The organism is Streptomyces sp. NBC_00299 (genome assembly GCF_036173045.1).
GTDB classification, from domain to species: domain Bacteria; phylum Actinomycetota; class Actinomycetes; order Streptomycetales; family Streptomycetaceae; genus Streptomyces; species Streptomyces machairae.
Genome location: NZ_CP108039.1, coordinates 1801167 through 1823028 on the forward strand (window position 1 = coordinate 1801167; position 21862 = coordinate 1823028).

Annotated in this window: 19 protein-coding genes; 13 read left to right on the top strand and 6 right to left on the bottom strand. The window is 70.0% G+C overall.

The window, feature by feature from the left end; genetic code table 11:
* Window positions 1-2: 2 nt before the first annotated feature.
* Genes OHT51_RS07800 through OHT51_RS07820 form a run of 5 tightly spaced genes read left to right on the top strand, consistent with a single transcriptional unit; the run spans window position 3 to window position 7667 of the window.
* Entirely contained in the window at window positions 3-2669 is a 2667-nt protein-coding gene (locus OHT51_RS07800; protein WP_328878166.1) for an aminotransferase class III-fold pyridoxal phosphate-dependent enzyme, read from the top strand.
* Window positions 2666-3283 (top strand): hypothetical protein, encoded by a 618-nt coding sequence (locus OHT51_RS07805; RefSeq protein WP_328878167.1) that lies wholly within the window; start codon window positions 2666-2668, stop codon window positions 3281-3283. Before OHT51_RS07800 ends, OHT51_RS07805 begins: the two co-directional genes overlap by 4 nt.
* A 9-nt stretch (window positions 3284-3292) precedes the next feature.
* Window positions 3293-5158 carry an NAD(P)/FAD-dependent oxidoreductase gene (locus OHT51_RS07810; RefSeq protein WP_328878168.1) on the top strand — a complete coding sequence of 622 codons (1866 nt, stop codon included), beginning with the start codon at window positions 3293-3295 and terminating at the stop codon, window positions 5156-5158.
* Complete coding sequence (locus OHT51_RS07815) at window positions 5158-6282, top strand: fatty acid desaturase family protein (RefSeq protein WP_328878169.1); 1125 nt, start codon at window positions 5158-5160, stop codon at window positions 6280-6282. Before OHT51_RS07810 ends, OHT51_RS07815 begins: the two co-directional genes overlap by 1 nt.
* Window positions 6283-6284: 2 nt before the next feature.
* Window positions 6285-7667 (top strand): cytochrome P450, encoded by a 1383-nt coding sequence (locus tag OHT51_RS07820; protein ID WP_328878170.1) that lies wholly within the window; start codon window positions 6285-6287, stop codon window positions 7665-7667.
* Window positions 7668-7744: 77 nt separating this feature from the next.
* Here the strand turns inward: OHT51_RS07820 and OHT51_RS07825 are convergent, their stop codons facing one another.
* Both OHT51_RS07825 and OHT51_RS07830 read right to left on the bottom strand, forming a co-directional pair.
* Window positions 7745-9289: an MFS transporter gene (locus OHT51_RS07825; RefSeq protein ID WP_328878171.1), complete on the bottom strand. Its 1545-nt coding sequence runs from the start codon at window positions 9287-9289 to the stop codon at window positions 7745-7747.
* A 9-nt stretch (window positions 9290-9298) separates the two neighbouring features.
* Window positions 9299-11704 carry an MMPL family transporter gene (locus OHT51_RS07830; protein ID WP_328878172.1) on the bottom strand — a complete coding sequence of 802 codons (2406 nt, stop codon included), beginning with the start codon at window positions 11702-11704 and terminating at the stop codon, window positions 9299-9301.
* Between the two features lie 153 nt (window positions 11705-11857).
* On the opposite strand from OHT51_RS07830, the gene OHT51_RS07835 reads away from it, so the two are divergent.
* Entirely contained in the window at window positions 11858-12469 is a 612-nt protein-coding gene (locus OHT51_RS07835; protein ID WP_328878173.1) for a TetR/AcrR family transcriptional regulator, read from the top strand.
* Window positions 12470-12675: 206 nt separating this feature from the next.
* Window positions 12676-13593 carry a cation diffusion facilitator family transporter gene (locus OHT51_RS07840; protein ID WP_328878174.1) on the top strand — a complete coding sequence of 306 codons (918 nt, stop codon included), beginning with the start codon at window positions 12676-12678 and terminating at the stop codon, window positions 13591-13593.
* 29 nt (window positions 13594-13622) lie between these two features.
* Here the strand turns inward: OHT51_RS07840 and OHT51_RS07845 are convergent, their stop codons facing one another.
* Complete coding sequence (locus OHT51_RS07845) at window positions 13623-13757, bottom strand: hypothetical protein (RefSeq protein WP_328878175.1); 135 nt, start codon at window positions 13755-13757, stop codon at window positions 13623-13625.
* A 132-nt stretch (window positions 13758-13889) separates the two neighbouring features.
* On the opposite strand from OHT51_RS07845, the gene OHT51_RS07850 reads away from it, so the two are divergent.
* The 3 genes from OHT51_RS07850 to OHT51_RS07860 all read left to right on the top strand — a co-directional run bounded on the left by OHT51_RS07850 (window position 13890) and on the right by OHT51_RS07860 (window position 15448).
* Window positions 13890-14261, top strand: a complete 372-nt coding sequence (locus OHT51_RS07850) for a DUF2795 domain-containing protein (protein WP_328878176.1) — start codon at window positions 13890-13892, stop codon at window positions 14259-14261.
* 124 nt (window positions 14262-14385) lie between these two features.
* Window positions 14386-14805 carry a CBS domain-containing protein gene (locus tag OHT51_RS07855; RefSeq protein WP_328878177.1) on the top strand — a complete coding sequence of 140 codons (420 nt, stop codon included), beginning with the start codon at window positions 14386-14388 and terminating at the stop codon, window positions 14803-14805.
* A gap of 88 nt (window positions 14806-14893) precedes the next feature.
* Window positions 14894-15448, top strand: a complete 555-nt coding sequence (locus tag OHT51_RS07860) for a type 1 glutamine amidotransferase domain-containing protein (protein ID WP_328878178.1) — start codon at window positions 14894-14896, stop codon at window positions 15446-15448.
* A 43-nt stretch (window positions 15449-15491) separates the two neighbouring features.
* Here the strand turns inward: OHT51_RS07860 and OHT51_RS07865 are convergent, their stop codons facing one another.
* Window positions 15492-15749 carry a DUF6158 family protein gene (locus OHT51_RS07865; protein ID WP_328878179.1) on the bottom strand — a complete coding sequence of 86 codons (258 nt, stop codon included), beginning with the start codon at window positions 15747-15749 and terminating at the stop codon, window positions 15492-15494.
* Between the two features lie 57 nt (window positions 15750-15806).
* Between OHT51_RS07865 and OHT51_RS07870 the strand changes: the two genes are divergently transcribed.
* Window positions 15807-16913 (top strand): baeRF2 domain-containing protein, encoded by a 1107-nt coding sequence (locus tag OHT51_RS07870; RefSeq protein ID WP_328878180.1) that lies wholly within the window; start codon window positions 15807-15809, stop codon window positions 16911-16913.
* A 43-nt stretch (window positions 16914-16956) separates the two neighbouring features.
* Here OHT51_RS07870 and OHT51_RS07875 read toward each other — a convergent pair whose 3' ends face one another.
* Entirely contained in the window at window positions 16957-18576 is a 1620-nt protein-coding gene (locus OHT51_RS07875) for an ABC-F family ATP-binding cassette domain-containing protein (protein WP_328878181.1), read from the bottom strand.
* A gap of 77 nt (window positions 18577-18653) precedes the next feature.
* Window positions 18654-19313: a histidine phosphatase family protein gene (locus OHT51_RS07880; protein ID WP_328878182.1), complete on the bottom strand. Its 660-nt coding sequence runs from the start codon at window positions 19311-19313 to the stop codon at window positions 18654-18656.
* Between the two features lie 72 nt (window positions 19314-19385).
* Here OHT51_RS07880 and OHT51_RS07885 point away from each other — a divergent pair, with 72 nt between their 5' ends.
* Entirely contained in the window at window positions 19386-20879 is a 1494-nt protein-coding gene (locus OHT51_RS07885; protein ID WP_328878183.1) for a bifunctional phosphatase PAP2/diacylglycerol kinase family protein, read from the top strand.
* Between the two features lie 137 nt (window positions 20880-21016).
* Window positions 21017-21859, top strand: a complete 843-nt coding sequence (locus OHT51_RS07890; RefSeq protein WP_328878184.1) for a class I SAM-dependent methyltransferase — start codon at window positions 21017-21019, stop codon at window positions 21857-21859.
* Window positions 21860-21862: the final 3 nt, after the last annotated feature.

A 21862-nucleotide genomic window follows, 5' to 3' on the forward strand; every position in this document is an offset into this window, starting at 1 on the left:
CTGTGGCTTCCACCCCACCCACCAGCACCGCCGAAGAAAAACGTGCCGCGCTGCGGGCCCGGCTGAGCGGTGTCGCCGCCCGGGACGAGACCGCCGAGCGCTACCGCCGTCACGCCAACCCCTACATCGCCCGCATGCTCGACGGTCTCGGTATCGACGTGCACTACGTACGGGGCGAGGGCACCAGGCTCTACGACGGCGCGGGCAACGAGTACCTCGACTTCGCGGGCGCCTACGGAGCCCTGCCCTTCGGGCACAACCCGCCGCAGATGTGGAAGGCGATATCCGCCGTACAGGAGTCGGCCGAACCCAGCATCACCCTCCCGTCCGTCCTCGGCGCGTCCGCCCTGCTCGCGGAGCGGCTGGCCACTGTCGCGCCCGGTCACCTCGACCAGGTGTGGCAGTGCAACAGCGGTGCCGAGGCGGTGGAGGCGGCCCTGAAGCTGGCCCGTGCCGCCACCGGCCGCCGGCTGGTGGTCTCGACGCGCAACTCCTTCCACGGCAAGACCCTCGGCGCCCTGTCCGCCACGGGGCGGCCCCGCTACCAGACACCCTTCGGCGCGCCCTCGGCCGGCTTCCACCACATCCCCTTCGGGGACCCGCGGGCCCTTGAGCAGGTCTTCGACGAACACCCCGACGACATCGCCGCGTTCATCGTCGAGCCCGTCCAGGGCGAAGGCGGCATCGTGCCGGCCCCGCCGGGCTACCTCGCGACCGCGCGTGAGCTGTGCACCCGCTACGGCGCCAAGCTGATCGTCGACGAGGTGCAGACCGGACTCGGCCGCACCGGACGCATGTTCGCGTGCGAGCACCACGGCGTGGTCCCCGACATCATGCCGCTGGCCAAGGCGCTGGGCGGGGGCATGGTGCCGATCGGGGCCGTGGTGTTCGGGCAGGACAGCCTCACCGAGGACTTCGGGCTGCGGCACACCTCGACCTTCGGCGGCAACGCCTTCTGCTCCCGGGTGGGCGTGGGCGCGGTCGATCTGCTCACCGCCGACGACCGGGCCCTCGTACGGCAGGTGGCCCAGCGGGGCGAGTATCTGCTGGCCGGACTCCGTGAGGTCGCCGCCCGGCATCCGGAGCTGGTCGCGGACGTGCGCGGCCAGGGACTGCTGCTCGGTGTGCAGCTCTCCGACGACCCGGACCTCCATGCGCGGCAAGGTCTGTTCCGCTCACTGGCCGACCAGGAGGGGCTGGCCGGGTTCCTGTGCGGCTATCTCCTGCGCAACGAGGGCATCCGTCTGGCGCCCGCGTACTTCGCCAACAGTGTGCTGCGGGTCGAACCGCCGCTGAACGTCACCGAGGCGGACTGCGACACCCTGCTGGGCGCGCTGGACCGGGGTCTGGACGTGATCGAACGGGGCGACAGCGCACGCTTCTTCGCCCACCTTCTGCCGGCCTCGGAGCGGCCCGCCCCTCGCGAGGTTGACGGCCAGGTGTCCGGTGTGACGCGGTCCGAGCGGCTGCGCCCTCGCGACGGCGAGCCGCGATGGGCGTTCATCGCCCACCCCACGGACCTGGCGAGCTACGAGAGTTACGACAGCCGCCTCCAGCTGCCCGGCGAGCAGGTACGGGTGCTGTTCGACCGGATGAACCAGTGCCGCAACGTCGACACAGCGGCCGCCATGCTGGTCGGCCGGTGCCGGGTGGAGACGGACACCGGCGAGAGCTCCTACGGGGAGATCTTCGCGCTGCCCTACGGGGCGCAGCGGCTGCTGGACATGCCGAGCGCGAAGTCCGCGGCGCTGGTGCAGGAGGCCGTCGACGACGCGGTCGCGCGAGGTGCCCAGCTGGTGGGGCTCGGCGCCTACACGTCGGTCATCACCGCGAACGCGACGGCCTTGCGGGACGTGCCGGTTCCGGTGACCACGGGCAACGCCTACACCGTGGCGGCCGCGGTGGACGGACTGGAGGAGGCGGCACGGCAACAGGACATCGAGCTGGGCGAGGCGTGCTGTGTGGTGCTGGGCGGTGCAGGCGCGATCGGTCTGGCGTCCAGCATGCTGCTGGCGGAGAAGGTAGGCCGGCTGGTCCTGGTGGGAAACCCCGCCAACCGGGCACGCAGTGAGCGCCGTCTGGCCGCCGCCCTGGAGTCCGTGGTCGGGCATCTGATGCAGGCCGACGACGTACCGCAGGCGGGCTCGCTGGCCCGGGCGGTACTCAGGCGGACCGCGTCCGGCGCGAGCATGCAGGACATCACGGCCGAACTCGTCGAGCAGGGGCTGCTGGCCACCTCGGTGGACGCCGAGGCGGTCCTGCCGGCCGGCGATCTGGTCCTGGCCGCCACGTCGACGCCGGACCAGCTGATCCAGCCGGAGCTGGTGAAGCGCGACGCCGCGGTGTGCGACGTGTCGCAGCCGCCGAACGTCGGCCCGCAGCTCAAGGCGGCCCGGCCCGATCTGCGCGTGGTCGCGGGCGGCCTCGTCCGGATGCCGGGCGGCCGGGATCTCGGGATCGACTTCGGCGTCCCCAGCGGGGTCACCTACGCCTGCACCGCAGAAACGATGATCATCGCCCACCGCCTTCACGACCCCGTCGTCAGTCACGGCGACAAGCTCTCCGTCGATCTGGTGCGCATGCTCCGCGACGAGGCCCGGAAGCTGGGCTACCGGCTGTACCTGCCGACGGAGACCGATCAGGAGCGGCAGGGAGGCCTTACCTCATGAATGGCTCACTCGACGACGCCGGCCGGACGCCGACGGCGACCGCGCCACGGTCGTCCTTCCGTCCCGACCCTTCGGTGCTCGCCTACTACCCCGACCTCGAAAGCGTCCCCGACGCCCTCTGGCAGCAGGTCCACCGCTCCACGTTTCTCCCCGGCGCCGATCCGGCCCAGGTGTGGAACGGCGCCACCGAGGTCGTGGGCATCAACGAGGAACTCTCCCCCGTGATGCGCATGACGCTGCCCAGGGAGATGCGGGGAATCGGCACACCGTCGCTGGCGCGGGTGCCGCTCGGGCAGCCGCTGGGCCGCTCCTGGATCCTGCTTGGCCGGCTGCTGCCGTACGACTACGACGACGTCATCATCGCCGAGCGGGAGGAGGGGCGGCGCTTCCTGGAGGTGTCGCGGATGTCGTCGGCCCATGCCTGGATCCATGAGCGGATCATCGAGGGCGAGCACGGCGGGACGATCCTCAGCGACCGCCTGACCTATGTGCTCAAGCCACATCTTCGGCCGCTGACCCCGGTCTACCGCCAGACCGTCCGGCAGCTCTTCGCACATCGCCATCGTCGTGTGGCGCGACGCTTCGCCCGCCTGGCCCCCCGAACCGCGGACTGAGGAGATTCGGTGCCCAACTCTGACAAGACGACCGCCAGGACCACGCACGGCGCCCGGTCCCGCGTCCGCGCCGTGGCGCCGGCCGGCGAGCAGGACGAAAAGGTCGTGAACGACGACGTGCGCGCCGATGTCTGTGTGGTCGGCCACGGGATCGTAGGTCTGATCACCGCCATCGCACTGGCCAAGCGCGGCATGTCGGTGGTCTGCATCGACCAGCCGACGGAGAAGCAGCAGGCCAGCTACAAGGTCGGCGAGTCCCTCCTGGTGTTCTCCAACGCCTTCCTGCGCGGCCTCGGCGAGCTCGACGAGACGCTGGAGGAGTCCTTCGGCAAGAAGGGCTTCTGGATGGTTCACGGGCTTGAGGGCCGTACCGACTTCGACGAGTCCGTCTCGGAATGGGGCTTCCAGAGCACGCTGCCGCCGCACTGGATCGAGAAAATCGAGAACCCCCTGTTCCACCGCACCATGTTCAACGACGCCCAGATCGTCCGTCCCGAGGTCGAGGCCGTGCTGCGCGACCGCGCCCGCGCCACACCGGGGCTGATCTTCCTGGACTGCGGTCTGATCCGGGACGTCGTCCTTGGCGACGAGGACAACGACCATACGCTGCAGTGGAGTTCCCGCGACAAGGACCGCAGCGGGAAGATCTCCGCCCGCTGGATCGCCGACTGCACCGGCCGCACCCGTCTGCTGTCCCGTCGCTTCGGCCACGACATCCCCCTTGACGACGGGTTCTCCACAACGGCGGCCTGGGCGCAGTTCTCCAACTGCACCCAGGACCTGTTCGACGACCGCTGGAAGTTCGCCTTCCCCGACGGCGAGGTGACCGACCGGGAACGCACCACCGTGCACCTGTGGGGCGACGGGTACTGGATCTGGCTGATCCGGCTGAAGGACGACCGCATCAGCGTCGGCATCACCTACAGCCAGCAGCGCCCGCCGGAGGAGGGCAACGCCCGCGAGGTGTTCTGGAAGGTCCTGCGCCGGTATCCGCTGCTGGACTGGCTCAAGGAGGAGAACGTTCTGGAGTTCAGCGCCTACCGCGACGTCCAGCGCATGACCAACACCTTTATCTCTCCCAAGCGTTACGCCATGGTCGGCGACGCCTCCAGCATGATCGACGCCTTCTACAGCCAGGGCATCAGCCTGTCCATGGTCACCGCCTGGCATCTGGCGAACATCGCGCAGCGCGATGTGCAGCAGGGCCGGCTCGACATGGACTACCTCGACCACGTCAACCGGGCCGCCACCGCGGACTGGCGCATCATCCGCTCGATGGTGCGCTCGAAGTACGGGCCCGCCATCGCCGACAGCCGCTTCTTCATCCTGGACCACCTCCTGGACTACATGGTCTTCGGGGCGGCGCTGTTGGGCCGGTACCGCGTCTCACGCTGGCTGACCGAGACGGGCGGCCGCACCGACGAGGAGAGTGTGGAGCACGCGCGTCTTCGGGCGGGACTGGAACGACGGCTGTTCCTGTCCCAGTCCGCTCCCTGGCACCGGCTGGACCCGCACCGGGTCGCCGGGCTGGTGGAGAAGTGGCACCAGGGCCTGGAGCGCCGGGCGCTGTGGCGGCTGGACAACGGCGAGAAGCTGCCTCCGACCAAGGCGGGGATGCGCGCGCACGCAGCCCTTCCGGGAATCTGGCGGCTGCCGTACGTGCATCGGCTGGAACGGGCCGACCTGACCCTGCCGGCCATCAAGGAGCCCGAGTTCATGCAGGTGACCGGTACCGAGTACCGGCCGGTCATCCCGGCCGGCTCCGGCCCGATGCTCGTCGCCATGACATCGCTGGGAACGCTGCTGGACATCGCCGACACGAGGGTGCGCAAGGTGCGTCGGGCGCTGCGGCGACGCCGCCGGGGAGGCGCCTGATGACGACCGGGGAGCAGACACAGAAGACGGCGATTCCATGGGAGCCTCAGCTGGTCACCGCGATGGAGCGGTTCTCCGTGAAGGAGGCGCACGACCTGCTGCGCGGGCTGTTCCGCCCGCGGATGGCGGTCTACTGGAGTGACTTCACCCTCAGCGTCCTGCTCGCTGGGACGGCATTCTGGGCGGTGGAGCCGCTGGGTGGCTTCACGATCCTGGGTGTGGCGGCGTTCCTGGTCTCGGTCCTGGCGACGTACCGCTGCTTCGCCTTCATTCACGAGATTGCGCACTTCCGGGCCAAGAAGAGTTTCGGGCCGTTCCGCGTCTGGTGGAACGCCGTGTTCGGCATCCCCATGATGGTGCCGGTCTTCATGTACGAGTGCCACGGCGAGCACCACAACCGCAAGTTGTACGGCACCGCGCAGGACGCCGAGTACCTGCCGCTCGCGCGGATGGCGCCCTCGAACATCGTGGGGTTGCTGATCACGCCGCTGTTCCTGCCGTTCTTCGGCCCCTACCGGTTCGCCGTGCTCACGCCGCTGTCGTGGTTCGTGCCCAGCATCCGGGAGTACCTGTACCGCAATGTCTCGGCTCTGAAGATCGACTTCGAGTACCGGGGTCGGCAGCCCACCGCCGGGGAGAAGTGGCTGTGGCGCGGCCAGGAACTGCTCTGCCTGGCGTGGATCGCAACGGCCGCGACCCTGCTGACGCTGGGTGTGGTGCCACTGGAGCGACTGGCGCAGTGGTACGCACTGTTCGTCGCCATCGCGTTCACCAACTCTCTCCGCTTGCTGGCCGCACACCGCTACCTCGGTGACGAGGACGAGATGAGCATCGTGGAGCAGATGATGGACACCGTGAACCACCCGCGGGCCCGGCTACTGGGTGAGCTGTGGGCGCCGGTGGGGCTGAGGCTGCACGCCCTGCACCACTTGATGCCGGGGTTGCCGTACCACAGCTTTCCCCGCGCACACGCACGGCTGGTGGCCGGCCTTCCCCAGGATTCCGCCTACCGGCTGACCGAGAGCGCCGGCCTGGCGTTCTCCCTGCGCCGCCTGTGGCGGGAGTCCCGCGCGCACAAGAAGGCGGGGACGCTGCTGGAGCGCTCGCCGTTGAAGGAGGCCTAGGTATGACCACCGTAGCCCCGTCGCAGGGCCCTTCATCGCCCCATACTCGGCGGCTGTCCATGGCGCCCGGTGGTGGGCTGCTCGGACACGCCACGGCTCTCCAGGCCGACACCATCGCGACCCTGCACCGGCTCGCCTCAGCGTCGGACGGCGTCATGGCCTTCCGGATCGGCGGCAGTCTCGCCGCCACGGTCTCGACACCGGCCGCGGCCCGAGACGTACTGATCGAGAACGCGGAGGATTTCGGCCGGGGCAAGCGGCAGACGCGCGCGCTCACCCCGCTGATGGGCAACGGGCTGCTCACCAGTGAAGGCGAACTCCACAAGAAGCAGCGGCGGTTGGTACTGCCTCACTTCTCACCCCGCCGCATACCCCGCCACGCGGAGGCCGTCGTCTCGACGGCAGAGAGCCTGGCCGAGCGCTGGCGCAACGGGGTCGACGTCGACCTGGTCGCGGAGATGAACACCCTGACGATGGACATTGTCAGCCGGCTCCTCTTCACAGCCTCCAGCCGGGACAACAGGGCCCTGGCAGACGCCATAACCGAGGCCTTCGAGTGGGAGATGCACGCCATCACCAGTCCGGCAGCGCTCCCCCTGTGGGTGCCCGTGCCCCGGAACCGGCGTGCGCGGCGGGCAATGACAGGCATCCGTGCGTGGATTGCCCAGTTCATCCGGGAACGGCAGGAGGCGGCGGAGGGCGGCGCTGAACTTCCTGAAGACATCTTGGGCGATCTGATGGCTTCGCGCTACGAGGACGGCACTGCGATGAGCGAGGAGCTGCTGCTCGACGAGGTGCTGACCGCATGGGGCGCGGCCCAGGAGACGTCGGCCGACGCGCAGGCGTGGACGCTGTACCTTCTTGCCCGCCATCCCGACGTCCTCAAGCGGGTGCACCACGAGATCGACGCGGTCCTGGGCGAGAGGTCGGTGCGCTTCGAGGACCTGTCTCAACTTCCGTACTGTCTGCAGGTGTTCAAGGAGGCGATGCGGCTGTACCCGCCGGCTGCCGTGATCCCCCGGCAGGCGATCAGGGACACGGTGGTCGGTGAGTACGCGGTTCCGGCCGGGACCATGATCTTCCTCAATGCCTTCAGCCTCCACCGGAATCCCGACGTGTTCACCGACCCGGAGCGCTTCGACCCCGATCGCTTCACCCGGGAACGGGAGAAGGCGCTGCCCAAGGGCGCCTACCTCCCCTTCGGGACCGGTGGGAACGTCTGCCCGGGCAGCCATCTGGCCACGATGGAGGGGCATCTGCTCACTGTGGTGCTCAATCAGCGGCTGGCGTTCGAACTGCTCCCGCAGGGCGCGGAGGTGACGCCGGAGCTGTTGGTGAACCTTCGACCGAATCCGGGGGTGCGGGCGCGCGTCAGCGCGAGGTGAGCCCATCGGAGTTGTCGGCGGCGGCCCCACCGCGTGAGCGGGAGTGCGGGGCCGCCGCCTTGCCGTGTGCCTGCTTCTCAAGGGGCTCGGCGCGGGGCACGCCGAAGTGTGGGCATGCGCACCATGAGGAGCAGGGCCAGGAGGGCGGTGACGGACGCGCCGATCCGCGCCGTGGTGGTCATCCCGGTGACGAAGGCATGCTGAGCAAGGGTCACGAGGTCCTCACCCTCTCTCGTGGGCAGCGCGGCGGCGGCCTCGGCTGCGCCGGCCATGCTCTGACGCGCCTCATCCACAACCCCGTCGGCCAGGTCGGCGGGCGCCTCCTCGCGTAACTCCCGTCGGTAGGTGGTGTTGAGGACGGCACCCATCACGGCGATCCCGAAGGCTGCCGCAATCTGCCGGCAGGTGTTGGCGAGCGCGTGTGCGGTCACAGCCTTCTCGGGCGGCAGCGAACCGGTGAGCGCGCTGAGAGCGGTGGGGAGGGTGAAACCGAGGGCGAGGCCCGTGGTGACCAGCGCACCGGCGGCTACCGGATAGGAACTGCCGTGGCTCAGTTGCCCGATCCACAACAGCCCGAAGGACCACAGCAACATGCCGAGGACGAGGGTCCATTTGGCATCGGCGACGGTCACGAGCCGGTTGCCGGCAACTGTTCCCAGAGCGAACCCGACCATCATGGGCATCAGACGGACGCCGGTGGCCCAGGCGTCGTATCCCTGCACCTGTTGCAGGTATTGGGGAATCATGAACAGCAGCGCGAGCAGGATCAGCGTGATGAACGACAGCGTGCAGATCGCCCAGGTGAAGCGCGGGTGATGCCATAAGGCGGCGTCAGCCAGCGGGGATCGTGTCCGGATCAGCCGGATCACCATGGCGCACAACAGCGCGGCACCCGCGAGGAACACAGGCACAGTCACCGGGTGGGCCCAGCCCCGGGTGGTCGCCTCAGTGACCGCATACGCGACAGCCCATGTTCCGGCGAGGACGAGTACGGTGCAGACGGCGTCGACGGGTTCGCGGCGCCGCCGCCGTTGCTCAGGGACGGCCAGTGCGACTCCGACCAACGCGGCAAGAACCACCACGATGTTGACCACGAAGATCGCATGCCACCCGTAGGCGGCCAGCAGCCAGCCCCCGACGACGGGACCGAGAGGCAGGCCGAGGGCGAAGCCCGCCGAGGCCACGGCCGCGGCCCCGTCCCGGCCCTCTGGTGACGCCAGGGTGGGTGCGAGCGACAGCGCGTGAGGTACCGTCGCCGCCGCACCCGCCCCCATGAGGGCCCGCGAGGCCATCAGGCCGGCCGCGCTGTCCGCCGGCAGGGCGACGGCGGATCCTGCCGCGAAGAGCGCCAGGCCGGCCATCAGAAGGTGCTTACGGCCGCGGGTGCCCAGTGCCATGGAGGGCAGCAGCAGCGCGGCGAATGGCAAGGTGAAGGCGTTGGTGATCCACTGCAATTCGGAGGTAGAGGCTCCGACGGCGGTGGCCAGGGTCGGCAGCGCGATCGTCAGGACAGTGACATCCAGTCCGATGATCAGCAGTGCCGCGGTCAGGCAGACCAGGCCCAGCCACCGCCGCGTCGGCGTCGGCAGTAAGTCAGTGATGTCTGCTCCCGGTGTGCGCAAGCAACGCGGTCAGTCAGAGGATGTCGCAGACGTGCTCGATGTCCTCGTTGCTTGCGCGGGAGCGGGTACTGCCGGGTCGGTGCGGTTGTCGGCTGCAGCGGGACTGGCTCCTTCGGTGAGGTCGACGCGCGGGAGCGCCTTGTCCAGCCAGCTGGGCAACCACCAGTTGGCGTCGCCCGCCAGGCGCATGGCGGCGGGGACGACGACCACCCGGATCAGAGTTGCGTCGACCAGAACCGCCACAGCCAGGGCGAAGCCCATCTGTTTCACCTCGACCACCTTCGTGATCATGAAGGCGGCGAAGACGACCACCATGATGGCGGCGGCCGCGGTGATGACCTTGGCCGTGTGGACGGTCCCGACGGTCACGGCGCGGGTGTTGTCCCGGGTGCGGTCCCACTCCTCCTTCATTCGGGAAATGATGAACACCTCGTAGTCCATGGACAGTCCGAAGAGCACCACGAAGGTCAGCAGCGGCAGATAGGCCTGGATGAAGCCGCGGCTGGTGAAGTCCAGCAGCGACTCTCCCGCACCTTCCTGGAAAACCCAGGTGAGCAGGCCGAACGCGGCGCCGACGGACAGCAGGTTCATCACGATCGCGCTGAACGCCAGCAACAGGCTCCGGAAGGCGAGCAGGAGCAGCACGAAGGACAGACCGAGGATGGCGCCCAGCACCCAGGGGGTCGAGCGGTCGATCTCGTTGGCGACGTCGACGGTCTGCGCGGTCAGTCCGCCGGTGGCGATGGTCAGTCCGTCGGCGGAACTCTCCGTGCGCGGGGCGGCGGTGTCGCGGATCCAGTGCACCAGATCGATGGCCTCGTCCGCGTCCGGTGCCGCTTTCGAGAAGACGGTGAGGATGGCGGCGTCCGCGCGGGAGTTGACGATCCGGTCGAGCGAGGCACTGTTCTTGGCCAGGGCCGCCTTCAGGGTTGCGCTGTCACTGCGTCCGGTCTGTTCCTTGAGCAGTGCGGTGACCGACAAGACGCTGTCGACCTGGTCATGGCCCTCGACCTGAGTCGCCAACCGGTCCATGGCGGTGAGATCTTCGTCGTCGAAGGCACCTTGTTCGCTGGTGACGGCGATCTGGATGGGGGTGGCGGCGCCGGGGGCGAACTTCTCAGAGACGAGGTTGTATCCCGCGCCGGCCGGCGCGTCAGCAACGGCACTGGCCCCGACATCGAAGCCCAGCTTCAGGCCGGTGACCGGGATGGCAGCCGCACCCAGCGCCAGTACTGCGGCACCGCCGATCAACAGCGGGCGCCGTAGCACCAGTTTGGTCCAGCGGGCCCAGATCGAGTGCTCCGGGTCGGGGTGGCTGACGGCTCGTCGCAGTCCAGGGACGGCCAGCCTGTTGATCTTCTTGCCGCACAGGGCGAGCACGGCCGGGAGCAGGGTCATCGCCACGGTCAGCATCACGGCGACGGCAACCATGACGCCGAAGGCCATGGAACGGAACACGGGGGCGCGTACGAGGAGCAGGCCCGCGACCGAGATCAGCACGGTGAAGCCGGAGAAGAGCACGGCCTTGCCGGCGCTGGCCATGGTGGCGCCGACCGTCTGAGCGATCGGGCGGTCGGGCTGCGCCTGGAGCTCCTCGCGCTGACGGGTGACGATGAACAGGCAGTAGTCGATGCCCAGCGCCAGGCCGAGCATGGTGACGACGGCTTGGACGAAGGTGTCGAAGCTCGTCAGATAACTGAGCGCGCCCAGCACTCCGAACGACGTCATCAGCGCGGCCACGCCCAGCAGGATCGGCAGGCCGGCCGCCACCAGGGTGCCGAACGCGATCAGCAGCACGAGCAGCGCGATGGGCACGCCGATGGACTCGGCCCGTGCGAGGTCCTTGTCCTCCTGCTCGACCACGGCGGCGTTCAGCGCGCTGGAGCCGGTCAGCATGACGTCGACGCCGTCGCCGTCGATACGGTCCAGGGCCTTCTGGATGTCCGGAGCGGCGCCCTGCCGGTCACGCTCGTCGCCGGTCAGCCCCGCAAGGACGAGCGCGGTGCGGCCGTCAGGGGCTAGTTGCGCCTCGCCGCCGGGTGCGTACGGGTCCTCGATGGCGGCCACGCCGGGCTGCTTGCGCAGTTCCGCGATGCCTTGCTCGACGACGTCCCGGAACGCGGCGTCCTTCACCGAGCGGGTGGTCGAGTCGAAGACCACGACGACGTCCTCGGTGACGGCGCTGTCGAAGTCCTCCTTCATCACCTTCTCGGCCCGGGCCGACTCCGAGCCGGTCACCTTCAGGGAGGAGCCGGTGAGGCTGTCGGTGAACTTCGGGACCAGTAATCCGCCCGCCACCAGGACGATCAGCCAAGCGGCCAGGACCTTCCATACGTGAGTGGCACACCAGGTTCCGAGCCGGTTCAGAAGGGGCGGGCCGTAGCCACCCTTTCCCGGCTGCCTACGGGGGGACATACGCCACTCCTCACTCGACTGACTGGTCGGTCGAGTCGAGTATGGCACTAGACCGACCAGCCGGTCTAGTGATACTTTTGGTGGTAATGGAAACGATCCCCGCTTCCATGCCTTCTCGTGGAAGGCGCAGCAGTTCGCGCAGAACGGATGCTCATGACAGTCGACGAGGATCGTGTCGCGACCCGGAAGAATCAGATCTTCGAGGCCGCCGCCGTGGTCTTTGCGCGGCAGGGCTACCACAACGCCCGCATGGACGATGTCGTGAAGGCTGCGGGAGTGAGCAAAGGGGGGCTGTACTGGTACTTCAAGAGCAAGGAGGAGCTGGCGACCGGCCTCGTCCACCAGATGCTCGCCCACGAAGCGGACGCCATGCAGGCCGTCATGGACAGTCAAACGCCTGCTGCCGACCGCCTGCAGCACCTCGTGCGGGCATTCGCCGGCGAACTGATGAAGAATCCCGACCGGGCACCCTTGGCCCTGGAATTGCTGGCCCTGGCGCGCACTATCCCTGACATCCGCACCTGCTTCGACTCTCATCACGAACAGTTCGTCGAGCAAATCGCGACTCTACTGACGCAGATGGGCAGTTCCGGCGCAGGCAGGTCCGATACGCACACTGCCGCGCTGGCTTTCGCGTCCATGATCGACGGAATGGTGCTGCGCTGGACTCTGGCGAGGTCTCCATTCGACCTGGAGAGCGCATTGTGGGAGGCCACACAGGTCCTGCTCCGGGGCATGACGGCGACACAACCGCGCGCCGAGTAACCGAAAGGGCCACAGCGCTCCACGAACCGTAGGACCTTCGCCCGCGCGAGAGTTGCTCGGCGGGCCGGCGCCCCGCTCCGTGAACTCCGGTACTGGATTCCCCTTTTCGGTGATGACAACGGTCACCGATGCAGCCTTTGCTCAATTTCCCGGTCCGTGCTTTTCTTCCAGGGCCGAGCGGCAGAACAAGGGGAGGGGAACTAGTCATGGGCACCCATAACCACGGCCACAACCATGGAGTTGGCAGCCACGCCGGAGGACGGCACCGATGGCGCCTCGCAGTATCGTTCGGGCTGATCAGCTCGTATTTCTTAGTCGAATTGCTTTACGGCCTGCTGTCGGGTTCGCTCGCGCTGCTGTCGGACGCCGGACACATGGCAGCGGACGTGGTGGCATTGGGAGCCGCTCTCGTAGCGACCCGGGTGGCCACACGCACCGACCCTACGGGCCGCCGCACGTACGGCTCGTACCGCGCAGAGGTGTTCGCCTCACTGCTGTCGGTGCTTCTCATGTTCGGCGTCGCCGTGTACGTCGTGTTCGAGGCGGTCAGCCGGATCGGCAACACGGCCGAGGTGTCCTCGGGTCCCATGCTTGTCGTCGGCGCGATCGGCCTGATCGTCAACCTGGTGGCACTGCTCCTTCTGCGGTCCGGAGCAGCCGAGAGCCTGAACGTGAAGGGCGCCTACCTGGAAGTCGCGGCCGACACCGCGGGCTCTGTCGGAGTGATCCTGGCCGGCTGGCTGGTGGCTGCGACCGGCCAGCCCGTCTGGGACACCGTGGTGGCTCTGGCCATCGGCATCTTTGTGGCCGTGCGCGCTGTCGGACTGGGACGGGAAGTCTTCGCCGTCCTGGGACAGCACGCCCCTGCCGGGATGGACCCGGGTGTGGTGGCCGACGACCTGGCAACCGTCGCCGGCGTCAAGGACGTGCACGACCTGCACCTGTGGACACTGACCTCCGGTATGAACGTGGCTACCGCGCACCTGGTCACCGACAACTTCGCAGACGGCCACGACGTGCTGGACCAGGCCCGCGATGTACTCCGGGAACGGCATGGCGTCGCACACGCAACGTTGCAAGTCGAACCCGCTGATCACACCGGCTGCAACACAGTCGGCTGGTGAACGGGCAGCCGGCCGAGTAGCCCGGCGCCTCAGTGACCCAGCGCCGCCCCTTCCGGGCGGCGGTCCTCGTCCTGTTCCCTCGGCAGCAGCAGTTCCTCGTAGCGGCCCAGTGCCAGCATCACGCCGAGCATCAGAAGCGGGAGGAGCACAGCGAGCAGTGCCATGGCCTGGTCCTTCCCCAGAACCGAACGTATGTGGGGGATGAGATCCGGGTCACCCTCCCTGGCATCGCCAAACCCTGTGTCGGCCACCGATGTGCGGGTACGCGGTGCGAACGCGAAGATCTGGAGGGAGTCATGCAGCGAGGCAGTGCTCGGCTGAGCGTCCATCGCGACGACGAGATGAAGCACGAACTGCAAGGGCTGCTGCGATCCGGGCATCCCACCCGGACGGAGGAGTGGCACGATCCGGAACCGACCGCCGACGACGACCTGGAGGTCGCGGGCGGCCCGGTGGCGCCGGGGACGTCCACGGCCTCCTTGGCGGTGGTCCGGCTGGAGCTGGCCCGGTTCCTGGGCCGCAGCTCGTTCCCGGCGACCCCACGGGAGCTGATCAGTGTGCTGCGCCGCGGGTACGCCCCCGACGCCCTGGTCGATCCGATGGAGCGCCTGCCGCGCTCGAAGCGCTACGCCAACGTCCAGGAGCTGGCCGAGGCCCTGACCGCCTGACCGGGGGCGGGCGGTCCACGCGCCGGACGAAGGCATAGCGGCCCGGTCTGCGGGTACTGCGGGCGGGGTCACGCCGCCACGGCCGCGGCACCCGTCACCGGCCGGGAACGCAGGAGGGCCAGCGATGGCTGAATTCGTGAAGGACGTCATGACGCCGGGCGTGGTCGCCGTCCGCCCGGACGCCTCGCTCGTCGAGGCGGCACAGCTGATGCGGGCACAGGACATCGGTGATGTCGTGGTGGCCGACGGCCAGGACGTCGTGGGCGTCCTCACCGACCGTGACATCACGGTGCGGGCGGTCGCGGACGGCGCCGATCCGCTGACGGTGAGCGCCCGGTCGGTGTGCACCCGCAATCCGGTGGTGATCGGCCCGGGCGAGCGGGTGTCCGTCGCGGTCGCCCTGATGCGGAAGCACTCGGTACGGCGGCTGCCGGTCGTCGAGGACGGGCTGCCGGTCGGCGTCGTCAGCCTCGGCGATCTCGCGGAGACCGAGGACCCCGACTCGGCGCTGGCCGACATCAGCCGTGCAGCGCCGGGCGAGTGAGCCCGCAGAAGCGGCGACCGGGCCCGCGGGTCAGCGGCTACGGCGCCACCGCGCTGTGGGACGTGCCACGAAAGAGAGTTGAGGCAACATGCGTATCGCATTTCTGACCGCACCCGAGGGCGTCGAGGAGGTCGAGCTCACCGATCCGTGGCAGGCGGCGGTGAACGCGGGCCATGAGCCGGTGCTCGTGTCGACGAAGCCGGGCACGATCCAGGCGTTCCACCATCTCGACAAGGCGGACAAGTTCCCCGTGCAGGAGGTCGTGGGCGAGACGTCGGCCGACTCCTTCGGCGGGCTGGTCCTGCCGGGCGGGGTCGCCAACCCGGACTATCTGCGGACGAACAGCAAGGCCGTCGCGTTCGTGCGGGACTTCTTCGAGCAGGGCCGGCCGGTCGCCGCGATCTGCCATGCCGCGTGGACGCTGGTGGAGGCGGACGTCGTACGCGGCCGGGTGCTGACCTCCTGGCCGAGCCTGCAGACGGACATCCGCAACGCGGGCGGCACCTGGGTCGACGAGCAGGTGCGGATCTGCGACCACGGCACCAACAAGCTGGTCACCAGCCGCAAGCCGGACGATCTCAAGGCGTTCTGCGAGACGTTCCTGGAGGTGTTCGCCAGGGAGTCCAAGAGGGAGGCCGTCTGACGCGGCCCGCCTCCCGCCTCTTCCCACCTCCTCCCGCCTCCTCTCACCCCGCGCCGCGGTCGCGGGCGCCCTCGCGGGTGCGGCCCGCGGCCACGGTGCGGCGGGGGTTGCGGCGCAGGTATTCGCCCTCCAGCTGCGCCATGCGGTCGTTGTGGGCCCGCAGCGCGTCGTTCGAGCCGTACAGCAGCGTGTCGTGGCGCGTCCGGTGGATGGTCTCCAGCTCCTTCATGAGCTGCTGGTCGTCCAGCCGGCCGGGGTCGACTCCGGTCATGGTGGTACCCCGCTCGTCGTGTTCAATCATGCGGTCCGGGTACCCGCCCGCTGAGCACAGCACCCGAGCGGAGTACGGGAGACAGCCATGGATCTCGCCTTCCTGCATCCACTGTACGAACACCCCGGGCCCTGGGCCTCCGTGTACGTGGGCACGTCCCGGCATACGGAGGACACCCCTCATGAGCGGCACCTGACAGCCAGGGCCCTGACCCGCGAGCTGGCCGGGCAGGGCGCCGACGACGCGACCTGCCGGGCCGTACAGGAAGCACTGGAAGGGCTGGAGCATTCGTCGGAACCGCACGGTCGCGCGATCTTCGCCCGGGCGGGTGAGGTGGCCCTGGATCCGCCGCTGGCCCGCGCCCCGCAGCGCGACGGCTCCCGCTGGGCCCCGCTGCCGCACACCGCGCCCCTGCTGGAGCTGGCGGGCGAGGACCCGGTGTGCGTGGTGGCGTACGTCGACCGCAGGGGCGCCGCCTTCGAGCTGCGCACCGCGCTGGGCCGGCAGGACGTCGGCGCGGTCACCGGGCGGCAGCGTCCGGTGCACCGTACGAGCACGGCCGACTGGTCGGAGCGGCACTTCCAGCTCAAGGTGGAGAACACCTGGGAGCACAATGCGGCCGAGATCGCCGACGCGCTCACCGTCTGCCAGGAGGAGACCCGCGCCGATCTGCTGATCCTCGTGGGGGACGACCGCGAGCGGCGGACCGTGCACGAACGGCTGCCGCAGCGGCTGCACGACCTCGTGGTCGAGGCCCCGCACGGCACCGGCAGCAGGCTGCTCGACGAGGACGTCGAACAGGCCCGCGCGGAGCACGTACGGCAGCGGGCGGCCCGGGAACTGGAACGGTTCCTGGCGGCCCGCGATCCCGGGCCCGAGGGCCGCGCCGGAGCCGTGGAGGGCGTCCCCGCCCTGGTCGAGGCCGCACGCGAGCACCGCATCGACGAACTCCTGATCCGCCCGGACAGCCCCGACGCCCACCGTGAGGTCTGGGTCGGCGAGGACGCGGACCAGCTGGCGGTACGCCGTACCGACCTGAAGATCCTCGGCGAACAGAACTCCTGGTCGGCCCGGGCCGACGACGCCCTGCTCCGCTGCGCGGTCGCGACGGGCGCCGGCGCGTTGTCGGTGACCCCGACCGGGCCGGAGAAGGACCCGGCGGGCGGGTTGGGGGCACTGCTGCGCTGGTCGTGAGCAACCAGCCCGCGGACGGGTAGGGGCGGCGGGGCGGGGAGAACTACCGCGCCCGCTCCACCCTCCGCTCGTCCCACACCGGCTCCGGAGTCTCACGGACACGCCCGTCGCTGCCGAACACCAGATACCGGTCGAACGACCGAGCGAACCATCGATCGTGCGTGACGGCCAGCACCGTCCCCTCGAAGGCCTCCAGCCCCTCCTGGAGAGCCTCGGCGGACTCCAGGTCGAGGTTGTCCGTCGGCTCGTCGAGGAGCAGGGCAGTCACACCCTCCAGCTCCAGCAGAAGGATCTGGAACCGGGCCTGCTGCCCGCCGGAGAGCCGGTCGAAGGCCTGCTCGGCCTGCTGGGTCAGCTCGTAGCGGCGCAGCCGGGACATCGCGGCCCCACGGTCCTGCGCATGCTCCTTCCACAGAATGTCGAGCAGGGTCCGCCCCATCAGCTCGGGGTGCGCATGCGTCTGCGCGAAGTGCCCCGGCACGACACGCGCCCCGAGCTTCCACTCCCCCGTGTGCGCCACGCTCTCCCCGGCCAGCAGCCGCAGGAAGTGCGACTTGCCGGACCCGTTGGAGCCGAGAACGGCGACTCGTTCGCCGTAGAAGACCTCCAGGGAGAACGGCTTCATCAGCCCCGTGAGCTCCAGCGCCTCGCAGGTGACGGCCCGCACCCCGGTGCGCCCGCCCTTCAGCCGCATCCTGATGTCCTGCTCGCGCGGCGGCTCCGGCGGCGGGCCGGCTTCCTCGAACTTGCGCAGCCTGGTCTGGGCGGCGCGGTAGCGAGAGGCCATGTCGGGGCTGTTCTCGGCGGCTTGACGCAGTGCCAGCACCAGCTTCTTCAGCTGGGCGTGCTTCTCGTCCCAGCGTTTGCGCAGCTCCTCGAAGCGGGCGAAGCGGGCACGCCGGGCCTCGTGATAGGTGGCGAAGCCGCCGCCGTGCACCCAGGCGTCCGCACCCGCCGGTGAGGGCTCGACGGAGACGATCTTCTCGGCGGCGCGGGCGAGGAGTTCACGATCGTGGGAGACGAAGAGGACCGTCTTACGGGTCTCCTTCAGCCGCTCCTCCAGCCATCGCTTGCCGGGTACGTCGAGGTAGTTGTCGGGCTCGTCGAGCAGCAGCACCTCGTCCGTGCCCCGCAGGAGCGCCTCCAGCACGAGCCGCTTCTGCTCACCGCCGGACAGCGTGCTCACCTGCCGCCACTGCGCCTTCTCGTACGGCACGCCGAGCGCGGCCGTGGTGCACATGTCCCACAGCGTCTCGGCCTCGTAGCCGCGCGCCTCGGCCCAGTCGGCGAGGGCCTGCGCGTACTTCAGCTGGGCGGCCTCGTCGTCGACGGTCATGATCCCGTGCTCGGCGGCGTCCACCGCTTTCGCGGCCTCGCGGATCCGGGGCGGCGCGACCGACACGAGCAGGTCGCGTACGGTCGTCTCGTCCCGCACGGACCCCACGAACTGCCGCATCACGCCGAGTCCGCCACTGACGGTGACGGTGCCGCCGTGGGGCTTCAGCTCTCCGGAGATCAGCCGCAGCAGGGTCGTCTTGCCGGCGCCGTTCGGGCCGACCAGCGCCACGACGGCCCCTTCCCCCACCCGGAAGGACACGTCGCCGAGCAACGCCCTCCCGTCGGGGAGGTAGTACTCGAGGTGCGCGGCTTCCAGATGTCCCATGGGGTCGAATTGTGGGGGCCGCCGAGGAGCCCGGGCAAACGCATATTCCGAAGGCCGGGCGGTTTCGGGCCGCAGCCCTACGGCGCGTCCTCGTCGACGGCCTGTCCTGCGGGCCCGCTGTCGCTCGCGGGAGTGACGACCGCTCCCGCCCACGAGAGCGCCTTCCAGCCGCTTTCGGGCGCCCCTTCCAGGACCACGACCCCGGTGTTGTCGAGCGGGTGCGCCGCGGCGAAGGGGACGTCGACGTTGGCGGCCCGGGCCGCCGTCCACATCCGGATCACGGCGCCGTGGCTGACCATGGCGACGGCCCCGGCCCCGCTGTCGGCGGCCTCGGCGATCACCGAGTCGTAGCGCGCCAGCACCTCGGTACCGCTCTCGCCGCCGGGCACGCGCAGTTCGGTGTCGCCGGCCACCCAGGCGAACACGGTCTTCATGTAGGTGTGCCCGGCCTCCGTGTCGCCGCGCAGCATCTCCAGATCGCCGGCGAACACCTCACGGATCCCGTCCCGGACGAGCACCTCCAGGCCGCGTGCGGCGGCCAGCGGGGCGGCGGTGCGCTGGGTGCGGACCAGGGTGGATGCGTAGATCGCGTCGATGTCCTCGTCGGCCAGCGCCTCGGGCAGGGCGGCGGCCTGCTGCTCGCCGAGCGCGGTCAGGCCGGCGCCCGGGACGGCCGTGTCCAGCAGATAGTCCAGGTTGGCGGTGGTCTGACCGTGGCGGACGAGGAGCAGGCGCATGTACGGGTTCCTCCGTGTGTCGGTCACCACTGGCCGGACAGCAATCGGCGACTTCAGGGTACCCACCCCTGTATGAGCCCAGACGTCGACCTCACCCTGTCCAAGCGCGGCCGCCATGCCCTGCGCAACCGGCTCCTCGCTCTCGACTCCCGGCTGTTCGAGTTCGCCGCGGAGCGGAACTGGCCGTATGCCGAGCGGGTCCTGCCGAAGCTGAGCCGGAGCGCCAACCACGGGGTGCTGTGGTTCGCGACGGCCGCCGCCATGGCCGCGAGCCGGACACCCCGGGGCCGCCGGGCAGCGGTCCGCGGCATCGCCTCCCTGAGCCTGGCCTCGCTGACCATCAACACCCTCGGCAAGCGGTCGGTGCGCCGGCCCCGCCCCGTACTGGACCCCGTACCGGCGGTCCGGCAGCTGAAGCGGCAGCCGATCACCACGTCGTTCCCGTCCGGTCACGCCGCGTCGGCGGCCGCGTTCGCGACGGGTGTCGCGCTGGAGTCGCCCGCGTGGGGCCTGGCGGTGGCCCCGGTCGCCTGGTCGGTCGCGCTGTCGCGGGTGTACACCGGCGTCCACTTCCCGAGCGACGTGCTGGCGGGCGCGGCCCTCGGCGCGGGTGCCGCGTTCGCGGTACGGGGGATGGTGCCGACGCGTGACCGGGCGGTCCCGCCGGCCCGGCCCTGTACGGACGTCCCGGCGCTGACGGAGGGGGACGGCCTGGTCGTCGTGGCGAACAAGGGGTCGGGCAGCTCCGACCGGGTGCACGCGCTGCTGGACCTGCTGCCGCGCGCCGAGCTGGTCGAGTGCGAACCGGACGACACCCGGGCCGAGTTGCACAAGGCGGCGGAACGGGCCCGGGTACTCGGCGTGTGCGGCGGCGACGGCACGGTGAACGCGGCCGCGGAGGTCGCGCTGCTGCACGGGCTGCCGCTCGCGGTGCTGCCCGGCGGCACGTTGAACCACTTCGCCCTCGACCTGGGCGTGGAGGACGAACGCGATCTGAGCCGGGCCGTCCAGCGCGGCGAGGCCGTGCGCGTGGACGTGGGCCGGTTCACCTGTGACGGACAGCAGGGTCTGTTCCTCAACACGTGCAGCCTCGGCGTGTATCCGGAGCTGGTGCGCGAGAGGGAACGCTTCGAGCACCGGGTCGGCGCGTGGCCGGCCGGAGTGCTCGCGGCCCTGCGCGTCCTGCGCAGCGACCGCCACCCGTTGCACACCGAAGTAGCGGGCCGGGCCCACCCGTTGTGGATGCTGTTCGCCGGCAACGGCACGTACCACCGGATGGGCCTCGCCCCCGCCCGGCGGCTGAATCTCGCGGACGGCGTGCTCGACGTACGGGTCGTGCACGGCGGCCGCCGGCCCGCACTGCGCCTGCTCGCGGCCGCCGTGGCGGGCCCGCTGACCCGCTCCCCCGCCCACGCCGCGGTCCAGGTCGGCCGGCTGCACCTGTCCGGCGTCACACCGGGCGCGCTGCTCGCCTACGACGGCGAAGTCACCGAGGTGGGCGGCGAGGTGACGCTGGAGAAGCTGCCGGAGGCGCTGACGGTCTACCGGCCGCTGCGCGGCGTCTGATCAGCCAGGGGAGCCTTCCAGCTTGTCCAGATAGTAAAACGCAGGTCTCAGCATTCGACATGCGCGCGTACGGTGTCGGGTACCGCCCCGGGGCCGTACGCCCCCTGAGCCGTTACGACGAGACGAGGGGAACCGGCATGTCGAAGCCACCTGCGAAGCCCGCGAAGCCGCAGGAGACCGCCGTCTACACGCACGGGCACCACGAGTCCGTGCTGCGTTCGCACACCTGGCGCACCGCCGCCAACTCTGCGGCCTACCTGCTCGGTTCGCTGAAGCCGCACATGACGGTCCTGGACGTCGGCTGCGGCCCGGGCACGATCACCGCCGACCTGGCGGCCCTGGTCCCCGACGGTCACGTCACCGGCGTCGACCGGTCACCGGAGATCCTGGAGCAGGCCCGGGCCACGGCCGCCGGACGCGGTCTTGCGAATGTCGGCTTCACGGTCGCCGACGTGCACGCCCTGGACTTCCCGGACGACACGTTCAGCGTGGTCCACGCCCACCAGGTGCTCCAGCACGTCGGCGATCCGGTCGGGGCGCTGCGCGAGATGACGCGGGTGGCCAGGCCGGGCGGCTTCATCGCGGTCCGGGACTCGGACTACGCGGCCATGGCCTGGCATCCGGCCTCCCGGGGGATGGACGCCTGGCTGGACCTGTACCGCCGGGTCGCCCGCGCCAACGGCGGCGAGCCGGACGCCGGACGCCGACTGCGGTCCTGGGCGCTGCGGGCGGGGCTCGCGGACATCACGGCCACGTCGAGCACCTGGACCTTCGCGACGCCGGACGAGCGGGCCTGGTGGAGCGGGCTGTGGGCGGATCGCACGCTGACCTCGGCGTATGCCGAACGGGCCACCGAAAGCGGGCACGCGAGTGCGGAGCAGTTGCGTGCCGTGTCGGAGGCCTGGCGGGAGTGGGGGCGCCACGACGACGGCTGGTTCAGCGTGCTGCACGGGGAAATTCTGTGCCGAAAGGACGCCTGAATC

Excerpts from the sequence above, each read along its gene's own strand:
- OHT51_RS07805 (WP_328878167.1), top strand. The coding sequence starts at position 2,666 with ATGAATGGCTCACTCGACGACGCCGGCCGGACGCCGACGGCGACCGCG.
- OHT51_RS07815 (WP_328878169.1), top strand. The coding sequence starts at position 5,158 with ATGACGACCGGGGAGCAGACACAGAAGACGGCGATTCCATGGGAGCCT.
- OHT51_RS07820 (WP_328878170.1), top strand. The coding sequence starts at position 6,285 with ATGACCACCGTAGCCCCGTCGCAGGGCCCTTCATCGCCCCATACTCGG.
- OHT51_RS07830 (WP_328878172.1), bottom strand. The coding sequence starts at position 11,704 with ATGTCCCCCCGTAGGCAGCCGGGAAAGGGTGGCTACGGCCCGCCCCTT.
- OHT51_RS07835 (WP_328878173.1), top strand. The coding sequence starts at position 11,858 with ATGACAGTCGACGAGGATCGTGTCGCGACCCGGAAGAATCAGATCTTC.
- OHT51_RS07840 (WP_328878174.1), top strand. The coding sequence starts at position 12,676 with ATGGGCACCCATAACCACGGCCACAACCATGGAGTTGGCAGCCACGCC.
- OHT51_RS07845 (WP_328878175.1), bottom strand. The coding sequence starts at position 13,757 with ATGGCACTGCTCGCTGTGCTCCTCCCGCTTCTGATGCTCGGCGTGATG.
- OHT51_RS07850 (WP_328878176.1), top strand. The coding sequence starts at position 13,890 with ATGCAGCGAGGCAGTGCTCGGCTGAGCGTCCATCGCGACGACGAGATG.
- OHT51_RS07855 (WP_328878177.1), top strand. The coding sequence starts at position 14,386 with ATGGCTGAATTCGTGAAGGACGTCATGACGCCGGGCGTGGTCGCCGTC.
- OHT51_RS07860 (WP_328878178.1), top strand. The coding sequence starts at position 14,894 with ATGCGTATCGCATTTCTGACCGCACCCGAGGGCGTCGAGGAGGTCGAG.
- OHT51_RS07865 (WP_328878179.1), bottom strand. The coding sequence starts at position 15,749 with ATGATTGAACACGACGAGCGGGGTACCACCATGACCGGAGTCGACCCC.
- OHT51_RS07870 (WP_328878180.1), top strand. The coding sequence starts at position 15,807 with ATGGATCTCGCCTTCCTGCATCCACTGTACGAACACCCCGGGCCCTGG.
- OHT51_RS07875 (WP_328878181.1), bottom strand. The coding sequence starts at position 18,576 with ATGGGACATCTGGAAGCCGCGCACCTCGAGTACTACCTCCCCGACGGG.
- OHT51_RS07880 (WP_328878182.1), bottom strand. The coding sequence starts at position 19,313 with ATGCGCCTGCTCCTCGTCCGCCACGGTCAGACCACCGCCAACCTGGAC.
- OHT51_RS07885 (WP_328878183.1), top strand. The coding sequence starts at position 19,386 with ATGAGCCCAGACGTCGACCTCACCCTGTCCAAGCGCGGCCGCCATGCC.
- OHT51_RS07890 (WP_328878184.1), top strand. The coding sequence starts at position 21,017 with ATGTCGAAGCCACCTGCGAAGCCCGCGAAGCCGCAGGAGACCGCCGTC.